The following is a 10,031-nucleotide window of genomic DNA, read 5'->3' on the forward strand; positions in this document are numbered from 1 at the left end:
ACGACGTGCGGTTTTTCGCCATCCCGATGACGACCCGGTTCCGTGGCATCACGGTGCGGGAAGGGGCGGTGCTGCGTGGCCCGAACGGCTGGGGCGAGTTCTGCCCGTTCGACGACTACGACGACGCGGTGGCCGCCACCTGGCTGGCCACGGCGGTGGAGCAGTGCACACGGGGCTGGCCGGCGCCGGTGCGGGACCTGATTCCGATCAACTGCACGGTGCCGGTGGTGGATCCGGTGCGGGCGCACGAGATCGTGGCGAAGTCGGGCTGTGGCACGGCCAAGGTCAAGGTGGCCGACCATCCGGCGTCGCTGGGCGAGGACATGGCCCGGCTGGAGGCGGTCCGGGACGCGCTCGGCCCCGACGGCCGGATCCGGATCGACGCCAACGCGGTATGGGACGTCGACACGGCGGTGCACCACATCCGGGAGATGGCGCGGGCGGCCGGTGGCCTGGAGTACGTGGAGCAGCCGTGCCGGACCATCGAGGAGCTGGCGGCGGTGCGGCGCAAGGTGGACGTGCGCATCGCGGCCGACGAGTCCATCCGTCGGGCCGACAACCCGCTCAAGGTCGCGGTGGCCGGCGCGGCCGACGTCGCCGTGATCAAGTGCACCCCGCTGGGCGGGGTGCGGCGGGCGATGCAGGTGGCCGAGGCCACGAGCCTGCCGGTGGTGGTCTCCTCGGCGTTGGAGACGAGCGTGGGTCTGGCCGCGCAGCTGGCGCTGGCCGGGGCCTTGCCGGAGCTGGATTTCGCTTGTGGGCTGGGCACTCTGTCGCTGCTCGACGGGGACATCGTGCGGGATTCGTTCGCGGTCGTGGACGGCTTCCTGCCGGTTCCGACGCAGCCGCCGACGCCGGATCCCGAGCTGTTGGACCGTTACGCCCTCACCGGGGAGCGCTTGACCTGGTGGCAGCGGCGGCTGGACCGCGTGTTGGGGCTGCAAGGACGGCCGCCGGCAGCGCCGTGACGGCCAGGCCCAGTCCGAGAGTGGCGACGGCCGGCCAGCCGCCGAGCACCCACAGCTGCGAGCCGAGGGCGAGGCCGACGGAGATGCCCAGGTAGCGGATGAAGAAGTAGAGCGTGTTCAACCGGTTGTGGTGGGCGGCGTCCAGTCCGAAGAGGACGGACTGGTTCACCACCTGGTTGCCCCACACGCCGATGTCCAGCAGCACAGTGCCGATCACCAGCCAACCGATCCACAATGGACCAACGGCCAGCGCGGCCCAGCCCAGTACCAGCACGAAGACCAGCGCCGACTGACCGACCCGTGGCCCCAGTCGGTCGGTCAGCCGTCCGGCCAGCGGCGACGCCAGCGCACTGGCCGCCGCCACCAGCCCGAACAGGCCGGCAACGGCCGGTCCGAGGCCGAAGTCGTGCAGCAGCAGGAACGGCAGTGTGTTCCAGAACGCGCCGAATGCTGCCCCGACCAGCACGCCAGCCGCGCAGACCCGCAGCACCCGGCCGGTCAGCAACCTCGGCAGCGTGCGCAGCAGATCCGGATACCTGATCGTCGACCGGGCCGGCACGCTCGGCAGCATCCGCAGCAGCACCAGGGTCACCACGACCATGATCGCCACCGAGCACCAGTACACCGCCCGCCACCCGAGCCATTCGCCGATCGCTCCCGCGTAGGCCCGCGATGCCAGCAGTCCGACCAGCAGGCCGCCCTGGAGAATGCCGACCACGTGCCCGCTGCGCTCCCCGCCGTTCAGCGCCACCCCCAGCGGCAGCACCACCTGGGGAATCGCCGTGAACAGCCCGATCAGGAAACCGGCTGCCGCCAGCCACCCCACCGACGGCGCCACCGCCGCCCCGACCAGCGCCAGCGTGGTCGCGGCCATCATGGCCAGGATCAGCGGCCGGCGGTCGCGGATGTCGCCCAGCGGCACCAGCAACAAGATGCCCGCCGCGCAGCCGAGCTGCGTGGTGGTCGGCACGATGCCCGCGACGCCTTCGCCGATCCGCAGGTCGGCGGCCACTTCGCCGAGTACCGGCTGGACCAGGTAGAGATTGGACGCCGTGACAGCGCACGTTGCGGCCAGCACGGCGGTCAGGCGACGAGTGAGCACGTGACGTGAATCTAGCAGTATTGTTGGCGCCGCCTCCGGCGTCGCGGCTCGGCCCCTCGTGACCCCTGCCTCGCCCTTGCCGGATATCGACCGCCGCATCGGCGCAGGTGGTGGGGCGCGTCGCTAGCGGCGGCCGAAATCCGCCAACCGGGCGAAGCAGGGGCGGGGCCGAGCGATCTAGGGGTTGGCAACGCCGGGTCCGTCAAGGTGGACCCGGCGGAGCCGTCAAGCTAACCCAGTGACACGTGGAAGATCTGGTCGTTGCTGTTGTGCGGGGTGCTGTCCTTGTCGCCGTTGTTGGACGTCGTCAGCCAGATGCCGCCGTCCGGCGCGGGCTCGACGGTGCGCAGCCGGCCGTAGGTGCCGTCGAAGAACACCTGCACGTTGGTCAGGCTGTCGCCGCTGATCACCTCGCGGTAGAGCCGGGTCCCACGCTCGCAGGCGACGTAGAGCACGTCACGGACGATGGTGATGCCGCTGCACGAACCCTGGGCCACCGGATAGGTGTGCTTGGGCTTGATGAAGCCGGCGGTGCCGCAGGTACCCGAGGTTCCCTCACACGACGGCCAACCGTAGTTGCCGCCCTTGGTGATCAGGTTGGTCTCGTCCATGATGCTGTTGCCGAATTCCTGCTCCCACAACCGGCCCTGCGAGTCGAACGCCAGCCCCTGCACGTTGCGGTGCCCGTAGCTCCACACCGCGTTGTGGAACGGGTTGTCGGCCGGGATGCTGCCGTCGGGGTTGATCCGCAGCACCTTTCCGTTGAGGCTGCTGGTGTTCTGCGCGTTGTCGCCGTTCTGTGCGTCGCCGGTGCCGGCGTAGAGGTACTTGCCGTCGGGGCTGAACCGCAGCCGGCCGCCGTTGTGGAACTTGTTGCGGGCGATGCCGGAGAGCAGGACCTGCTCGGTCGAGGTTTGCAAGGCGTCGGCCGTCGGGTCGTACTTGATCCGCACGATCCGGTTGTCCGACGGGGAAGTGTGCATGATGTAGAGCCAGTGGTCGGACGAGAAGCCGGCCGGGTTGATCTCCAGCCCGGTGAGGCCGCCCTCGCCGTCGGTGCTCTGCACGTTGGGCACGGTGCCGATGACCTTCTTGGCCCCGGTCTTGGGGTTCAGGTGCACGATGTCGTGCACGTCCCGCTCGTTGAACAGGATGGTGCCGTCGGGCAGCGTGACCAGACCCCACACGACGTCGTCGCTGGCCCCGACCTGCGTGACGGTGCAGACCGGCTGCGTGCAGGAACCGTTGGGGGTGGTCACATCCAGCACCGCCGACGGGTCGCTGACGTTCTTGTTCGCATCGGCTGCGGTGACCTGGAGGTGATAGGTCGTGTTGGGGCTCAACGCACTCAGCTGCGCACTCGGTGCGGCGCCGCTGGACGACCCGATGGCCACCGGCGAGCCGTTGACCACGTTGTACACCGTGTAGCCGGTGACGCCCACGTTGTCCGTGGAGGCGGTCCAGGCCAGGCCGATGCTGGTGCTGGTCACCGACGTCGTGTGCACGTTGGTCGGCGCGGAGGGCGGCGTGTGGTCGTCCGACGGCGGCGTGGTGACCGACAGCGTGGGGCTGGGCTGCGAGACGTTGCCGGCGGCGTCACGGGCGTTGACGTAGAAGCCGTAGTTGGTGCTCGGGCTCAAGCCGCTGCACGTGCCGGTGAGTGTGGTGACCTGCGCGCACAGCTGGCCGTCGTGGTAGACGTCGTACCCGACGACGCCGACGTTGTCCGTGGCCGCCGGCCACTGGATGGTGACACTGCTGGACGTGCTGCTGACCAGCGTCGGGGTGCCGGGCGCGGTCGGCGCGGTGGTGTCGCCGCCGGTGCCGTAGACCTGGAACTCGTCCAGCGAATAGCCCTTGCTGGCGTCGGTCCGGCAGCGCTGGGTGCCGTACACCCGGACGTAGCGGCCGGTTCCGGACAGGCCGGTCAGGTCCTCCACGCCACCCTGGCCGGACGTGGTGGTGTGGATCGCCGTCCAGTTGGTCGTGTCGGGGGAGACCTCGACCCGGTACGCCTTGGCGCACGAGGCGTCCCAGGTCAGCTTCACCTCGTGCACGGCGTAGGCGGCGCCGAGGTCGACGTAGATCCACGACGGGTCGATGTTCGCCGCGCTGGCCCACCGGGTGGCGGTGTTGCCGTCGACCGCGTTCGCCGGCTGGCAGCAGCCGCCGGACGAGGAGGCGACGACGGGTTTTCCCTGTGACAGCAACGTGTCCGCCGCCGAAGCCGGCGTTGCCGCCATGGTCACGGCGACCAGCGCCGCCACCACGACGGCGAGGAGTCTCGTTCTGGGCACGGCCCGCACCTTCCACTTGTGTCCATCGATGGCGCGGCGGCGGGGATGAAAACGTTTACACCAGCACGTCAATGTACGAGTGCGGCCGGTGCTCGTCAACCGGCCTTGCCATGACACTAGCTAAGTGCATACGCTAGTGTCATGACCACCACACGGTGGGCCGCGACCGAGCGCGTCGACGGCCTGGTCCCGGCGCCCGGCGGCCTCGGGTTCGTGCAGGATCTGCTGAACACCTGCTCGGACGGCCTGCCCGAGCGCTGGCACCGGCACGACGAGCTGCTGGGCGACCTGGCCTCGGCCCGGACGTGGCTGGCCGGCGCGGTGCCGGCGCTGGCCGAGCACCGCGGCCCGCTGGTCGCACCGCGACTGGCCGCGACGGACCTCGAACCGCTGCTGGCGCTACGCGAACAGCTGCGCGGCCTGGTCACCGGTGAGACGGCTGTGGACGGTCTGGTCGGCACGGCGGCCGTCGAGGTGGTCCCGGGACCGTCCTTCGCGCTGCGGCCGGCCGGCGACGGCTGGCGCTGGATCGCCTCCGCCGCGCTGGCCGAATGCTTCCTGGCCCAGGAGAACGGGACCTGGCGTCGCCTCAAGGCCTGCCGCAATCCCCACTGCGTGGCCACGTTCTACGACCACACCCGCAACAACAACGGCGTCTGGCACAGCGTGCGGACCTGCGGCAACCCGGCCAACCTCCGGGCGTCGCGGGCCCGCAGACGGGCCGCCGAAGGGATCGGATCATGACCACGTTTGCCGATGTGACCGCCGTTTCGGCGATGGCCCCGTTCGAGTTCAAGGCCGACATCAGTCCACGATGGACGATCGTCGGCCACCCCAACGGCGGCTACCTGCTGGCCATGATCGGCCGGGCCGTGACCGAGCTCAGCGCGCACCCGCACGTGCTCGCGGCCAGCGCGCACTTCCTGCGTTCGCCCGAGCCCGGGCCGGCGCGGATCGAGGTGGAGCCGTTGCGCGCCGGCCGATCCACCAGCCAGCTGCGAGGCCGGTTGCTGGTCGACGACAAGCCGTGCGTGGAGGCCACCTTCACCCTCGGCACTCTCGCGCCGAACTCCGAGCCGGCCTGGCAGAGGGGCCTGCCCGACCCGGCCATGACCGACCCCGCGGCGGCGATCCGGCTGCCCGCGGTCACGCCGGGTGGGCAGCCGGCCGCGATGATGGCCGAGGCCGACGTGCGCCTCGATCCCGACAGCCACCAGGTTTTCGCCGGCACGCCGAGCGGCCGTGGCGAGATCAGGGCTGGCTCGCGCTGCCCGGCGGCGTGGCGTTCGACCCGATTTCCCTGCTGTACGCGGTGGACGCGTTTCCGCCGGCCACGTTCGACATCGCCACGACCGGTTGGGTGGCCACCCTGGAGCTCACGGCGTACGTGCGGGCGCTGCCGGCGCCCGGACCGTTGCGGGTGGTGAGCAAGGCCCGGCTGGTCGACGGACCCTGGGTCGATCAGGCCTGTGACGTGTGGGACAGCACCGGACGGCTGGTGGTGCAGGCGATCCAGCTCGCCGGCGTGCGGCTGCCGTGATCCTCACGCCCGGCGGCGTCGGTGATCCACGACCAACGCCGTGGCAAAGCCCAGCGTGAGCAGTCCGAAGCCGATGCCGACGAGCACGTGCAGGCCGGACGCTGACATCACGACGTTGCCCACGGCGCTGATCAGGAGCAGGACCCAGAGAACGATGCGTGTGGTGGTCATGTCTCGACCGTAGGCAGCCGGTGGGTCGCGATCGATCCCGTGAGCGGGAGAGTTCGAGGTACAGCAGGCTGTACTTCCGCGCCTTCGGCGTGGCCGCGGGCGGTGCGGGTGGCTTATCGTCCGGGACATGCCCACCCGATCGGCCCGCGCGGTGCTGGACGCGCTGGAACACCTCGCCGGCGGCCTCGGCACCGCGTTGCTGGCCGTGGTTGCGCTGGTCTGGCTGTCGGCCAGCGCCGCGTTGTGCCTGGTCGGAGTCGGTTTCCTGCTGCTGCCGGAGGCGCTGCGCATCGTCCACGTGGTGGCCGAGCGGGAGCGGGCCCGACTGTCCCGCCGCGGACGGGAGATCATCGGTCCGGTGCCGCTGCGGCGGGAACTGGGCTGGCTGGTCTGCCACGCCACCGTCGGGTTCGTGCTCGGGGCCGCCGCGCTGACGCTGCCGGTCGACGTCCTGCACGACACCTCGCTGCCGCTGTGGTGGCAGTTCGTGCCGCCGGCGGCCGCCCAGCCGGCGCAGGGGTTCTTCACGGTGACGAGCTGGGGCGACGCGTTCTTGGCCTGCCTCACCGGGTTGGCGGCGCTGGTGGTCATGTTCGTGCTGCTGCCGCCGATGGCGCGCTGGCAGTCGTGGCCGGGAATCCGCCTGCTGTCAGCAGATCACGAACCCGATCTCGCGCTGCGCGTTGCCCAACTGACGGCGACGCGCGCTGCGGCCCTGGACGCGCACGCGGCCGAGCTGCGGCGGATCGAGCGGTCGCTGCATGACGGCACGCAGAACCGGCTGGTCGCGGTGACCGTGCTGATCGGGGCCGCGCAGCGGTCATTGACTCGGGATCCGTTGGCCAGCAAGGAGATTCTCGACCGCGCGCAGGATGCCGCCGAGCAGGCGCTGGCCGAGCTGCGCGGCGTCGTGCGCAGCATCCTGCCGCCCGTCCTGGCCGACCGCAGCCTGCCGGACGCCTTGACCGCGCTGGCCGCCGCCTGCCCGGTGCCCTGCCGTCTCGACGCCGAGCTGCCCGACCGCTGTGCGGCGTCCGTGGAGGCGACGGCGTATTTCGTGGTGGCCGAGGCGTTGACCAACGTCGCCCGGCACAGCCAGGCCTCTTCCGCGACCATCTTCCTGCGCCGCAAGGATGACCGGCTGTTCGTGGAGATCACCGACGACGGCGTCGGCGGGGCCGGCGAGGACGGTGGCTCCGGGCTGTTGGGCATCCGCCGCCGCGTCGAGGCCCACGACGGCGACTTCACGCTGACCAGCCCCGCTGGGGGACCGACCGTGGTGACTGTGAGCCTGCCATGCGGATTGTGATCGCCGAAGACGACTCGCTGCTGCGCGAGGGACTGGCCTTGCTGCTCAAGGCCGAAGGCCTTGACGTGGTGGCGACCGTGGCCAATGCCGAGGACTTCCTTGCCGCCGTTGACGAGCACATGCCCGATGTGGCCATTGTGGACGTCCGCATGCCGCCGACCCACACCGACGAGGGCATCGTGGCGGCGGTCGAGGCCCGTCGACGGCAGCCCGGATTGGCCGTGCTTGTGTTGTCGGCGTACGTGGAGCAGGCGTTCGCCACCGACCTGTTCACCACCGGCGGCGCGCGGCTGGGCTATCTGCTCAAGGAACGCGTTGGCCGGGTGGAGGAATTCCTCGACGCGCTGCGGCGGGTGGCCGGCGGCGGCACGGCGATCGACCCGGAAGTCGTTGCCCAGCTGATGGTTCGTCCTGACACCCGGCTGGCTCGGCTCAGCGCCCGCGAGCGGGACGTGCTGGCGCTGATGGCCGAGGGGCTGGGCAACAGCGCCATCGCCGAGCGGCTGGTCGTCACGGATGGGGCCGTGCACAAGCACATTCGCAGCATCTTCGCCAAACTGGAGCTCGCGCCGACCGACAGTGCCGACCGGCGCGTCACGGCGGTGTTGCGCTACCTCAGGGCGACGACCGGTGCGCGATAGCCCAGGCGGCCGCGGGTCACCGCCAGCAGCACGACGCAGATCGTGGCCGAGCCGAGCAGGAAGGCGTGCGAGGTGGCCTGGATCGGCAGCGTCGGGAACATCTCCGACCAGGCGATGGAGAAGAAGTTGTTCACGCTGGTGTGCAACAGCATGGCGATCGGCAGGCTTTCCCCGGAGCGGTTGAACACCCACGTCATGATGATGCTGAAGGTGACGCAGGTGGCCACGAACTCGACCGGCGTGAGCCAGGTCCAGTGCGGCCAGTTGCCCCAGTCGGAGAAGAACAGCGGCAGGTGCCAGACGCCCCACAGCGGGCCGAGGACCAGCGTGCCGCCGAGCGGGCCGAACCGCTCTTGCAGGCGCGGCAAGGCGAAGTCGCGCCAGCCGGGCTCCTCGGCCAGTCCGGTGGTGATCATCTGCAACACCAGGCCGGGCACGTACGCGATCAGCGTGGCCATCGCCGGCAGCATTGGTCCCCGGTCGGTCAACGCGACCGAGGCCACAGTCAATACCGCCGGCACCGCGACGACAACGCCGACGTACCAACGCCAGTTGACCCGCCAGTTGGCCAGCCGGCCGACCCAGCGGCGCAGTCCTGGCCGGCCGTCGGCCACCCTGGTCACCACGTAGGCGGAGAAGATCGGGCCGAGGTACGCGCCCGGCAGCACGCCGGCGAACTGGCTGGTGCCGAGCAGCTCCGGGAAGCGGAAGTGCAGCAGCCCCAGGCCGTTCTCGGACAGGACGTACGGCGTCCAGGCCGCCCAGCTGAGCAGGTTGGCCAGTGCGAAGAACCAGATCAGCGGCCGGCGGCGGATGTTCTCGGTGATTGTCACCGGGAGAGCACACCAGTCTGAGACCCGGCGGTCATTCCCGTGCACACCCGAAACCCGGGTACAGCAGGCTATACCGTGTCGTCGTACACGCGAACCAGGCGGTCGATACGCCATAACTGCGCCAGCACCACCAGCGTCGCCCCGAACACCGTCGGCCAGACGTCCAGCGCGATCAGGCCCCACGCCACCAGCGCGATGCCGGCCGCACCGGGAATGACCAGCAGCCGCAGCGCGCGTCGGTTCTCGGCGCTCAGGGAATCCCGCTGCCGCAACCAGATCTGCTCACCGTAGATGCCTTTCGACGCCCAGCTGGTCGGAACGTCCACCGCCGGGAACGCCCCCGGGTTCACGACCAGCCACAGCACCACCGCCGCCAGCGGGGCCAGTGACCACCAGCCGATCCAGTCCCGACTCCAGATCGCCAGCAGCAGCAACGGAATCGCCGCGAACCGGGTCCACACGCTCCACGGGTTGGCGTGCCGCCGCCAGGTCTCGTCCTTCATGCCGTACCCCTTCGAACAGGCCGCCCATCAGCACCTCGGCGATCACCACGCCCAGCCGCTCCAGGCCGTCCGGGCCGAACGGGTCGACCCCGAGATGACGGCCGAGTTGGTTGTGCAGCGCGAAGCCGCCCAGCTCCATGCAGACCAGCACCACCGCCCGCAGCCTCGGATCATCGACCGGCCGCGCACCCCGTTCGGCCAGCGTCCGCTCGGTCACGGCCACCATCTCGTCGAACATCTCCGCCGTCTCCGCCGGCCGCTCCACCATGGCCCGGGCCAGATAGCTCAGCGTCGGCCCGTTGTCCTCCGCCTCGCGGGCCGCCGCCATGGCGTGGGCATCGCACGCCTCGATCAGGCCCTGCTTGGACCCGTAGTGGTGCACCACCAGCGCCGCCGACACCTTGGCGTCGGCCGCGATGCGCCGCACCGGCGTCCCCGCGAACCCGTCCCGGCCGAACCGCAGCAGCGCCGCATCCCGGATTCGGGCCCGCGCCTTCAGGTCGTCGCTCGAGTGCATGACCCCAGGCTCGCCCCGCCCCGGCCCGACCGTCAACTTGTTCAGGAAGTTGAACAAGCGTTCAGCCATGACCAAACCGAAGTCCGAGGGTCCGGCAAAGCATCGGAATAGCGCCGACTCTGGCCGGATGTGCGCGCGGCCACACCGCCC

The 10,031-nt window shown here is 70.5% G+C and carries 10 protein-coding genes and 2 pseudogenes; 6 read left to right on the forward strand and 6 right to left on the reverse strand.

All coding sequences use genetic code 11. The annotated features are described in order from the left end of the window. The first annotated feature begins 26 nt into the window (after positions 1-26). Positions 27-968 (forward strand): o-succinylbenzoate synthase, encoded by a 942-nt coding sequence (locus M3Q35_RS42450; protein WP_273944687.1) that lies wholly within the window; start codon positions 27-29, stop codon positions 966-968. Here the strand turns inward: M3Q35_RS42450 and M3Q35_RS42455 are convergent. Then, complete coding sequence (locus M3Q35_RS42455) at positions 886-2,070, reverse strand: MFS transporter (RefSeq protein WP_273938237.1); 1,185 nt, start codon at positions 2,068-2,070, stop codon at positions 886-888. The two genes, M3Q35_RS42450 and M3Q35_RS42455, sit on opposite strands and share 83 nt — an antisense overlap. Positions 2,071-2,300: 230 nt before the next feature. Continuing rightward, entirely contained in the window at positions 2,301-4,313 is a 2,013-nt protein-coding gene (locus tag M3Q35_RS42460; RefSeq protein ID WP_273944688.1) for a PQQ-dependent sugar dehydrogenase, read from the reverse strand. 195 nt (positions 4,314-4,508) lie between these two features. Between M3Q35_RS42460 and M3Q35_RS42465 the strand changes: the two genes are divergently transcribed. The 3 genes and pseudogenes from M3Q35_RS42465 to M3Q35_RS48670 all read left to right on the forward strand — a co-directional run bounded on the left by M3Q35_RS42465 (position 4,509) and on the right by M3Q35_RS48670 (position 5,907). Next, on the forward strand, positions 4,509-5,111 hold the full coding sequence (locus M3Q35_RS42465) for a CGNR zinc finger domain-containing protein (RefSeq protein ID WP_273938238.1): 603 nt from the start codon (positions 4,509-4,511) through the stop codon (positions 5,109-5,111). Between the two features lie 113 nt (positions 5,112-5,224). Then, positions 5,225-5,362, forward strand: a pseudogene (locus M3Q35_RS48665) (acyl-CoA thioesterase domain-containing protein); the annotation flags it as partial. A 32-nt stretch (positions 5,363-5,394) separates the two neighbouring features. Beyond that, positions 5,395-5,907, forward strand: coding sequence for a thioesterase family protein (locus tag M3Q35_RS48670; protein ID WP_337960648.1), 513 nt, complete (start codon positions 5,395-5,397; stop codon positions 5,905-5,907). Positions 5,908-5,910: 3 nt separating this feature from the next. Here M3Q35_RS48670 and M3Q35_RS42475 read toward each other — a convergent pair whose 3' ends face one another. Next, on the reverse strand, positions 5,911-6,078 hold the full coding sequence (locus M3Q35_RS42475; RefSeq protein ID WP_273938240.1) for a hypothetical protein: 168 nt from the start codon (positions 6,076-6,078) through the stop codon (positions 5,911-5,913). A 127-nt stretch (positions 6,079-6,205) separates the two neighbouring features. On the opposite strand from M3Q35_RS42475, the gene M3Q35_RS42480 reads away from it, so the two are divergent. Together M3Q35_RS42480 and M3Q35_RS42485 are read left to right on the forward strand one after the other, a co-directional pair. Further along, positions 6,206-7,387, forward strand: a complete 1,182-nt coding sequence (locus M3Q35_RS42480; RefSeq protein ID WP_273938241.1) for a sensor histidine kinase — start codon at positions 6,206-6,208, stop codon at positions 7,385-7,387. Further along, positions 7,375-8,028 (forward strand): response regulator, encoded by a 654-nt coding sequence (locus M3Q35_RS42485; protein WP_273938242.1) that lies wholly within the window; start codon positions 7,375-7,377, stop codon positions 8,026-8,028. The genes M3Q35_RS42480 and M3Q35_RS42485 overlap by 13 nt, the downstream gene beginning before the upstream one ends. On the opposite strand, the gene M3Q35_RS42490 is transcribed toward M3Q35_RS42485, so the two are convergent. The 3 genes and pseudogenes from M3Q35_RS42490 to M3Q35_RS48680 form a co-directional block, all read right to left on the reverse strand. Next, the gene (locus M3Q35_RS42490; RefSeq protein WP_273938243.1) at positions 7,998-8,861 is read right to left on the reverse strand and encodes a CPBP family intramembrane glutamic endopeptidase; all 864 of its coding nucleotides are present in this window, start codon (positions 8,859-8,861) and stop codon (positions 7,998-8,000) included. The two genes, M3Q35_RS42485 and M3Q35_RS42490, sit on opposite strands and share 31 nt — an antisense overlap. Before the next feature lie 68 nt (positions 8,862-8,929). After that, entirely contained in the window at positions 8,930-9,364 is a 435-nt protein-coding gene (locus M3Q35_RS48675) for a DUF6653 family protein (RefSeq protein WP_337960526.1), read from the reverse strand. 76 nt (positions 9,365-9,440) lie between these two features. Then, positions 9,441-9,950: pseudogene (locus M3Q35_RS48680) on the reverse strand (TetR/AcrR family transcriptional regulator); the annotation flags it as partial. Positions 9,951-10,031: the final 81 nt, after the last annotated feature.

Source organism: Kutzneria chonburiensis, assembly GCF_028622115.1.
Taxonomy (GTDB): Bacteria; Actinomycetota; Actinomycetes; order Mycobacteriales; family Pseudonocardiaceae; genus Kutzneria; species Kutzneria chonburiensis.

Bases quoted from the DNA above. Each gene is read 5' to 3' on its own strand.
- M3Q35_RS42460 (WP_273944688.1), bottom strand. From the start codon at position 4,313: ATGGCGGCAACGCCGGCTTCGGCGGCGGACACGTTGCTGTCACAGGGA.
- M3Q35_RS42450 (WP_273944687.1), top strand. From the start codon at position 27: ATGACGACCCGGTTCCGTGGCATCACGGTGCGGGAAGGGGCGGTGCTG.
- M3Q35_RS42485 (WP_273938242.1), top strand. From the start codon at position 7,375: ATGCGGATTGTGATCGCCGAAGACGACTCGCTGCTGCGCGAGGGACTG.
- M3Q35_RS48675 (WP_337960526.1), bottom strand. From the start codon at position 9,364: ATGAAGGACGAGACCTGGCGGCGGCACGCCAACCCGTGGAGCGTGTGG.
- M3Q35_RS42480 (WP_273938241.1), top strand. From the start codon at position 6,206: ATGCCCACCCGATCGGCCCGCGCGGTGCTGGACGCGCTGGAACACCTC.
- M3Q35_RS42475 (WP_273938240.1), bottom strand. From the start codon at position 6,078: ATGACCACCACACGCATCGTTCTCTGGGTCCTGCTCCTGATCAGCGCC.
- M3Q35_RS42465 (WP_273938238.1), top strand. From the start codon at position 4,509: ATGACCACCACACGGTGGGCCGCGACCGAGCGCGTCGACGGCCTGGTC.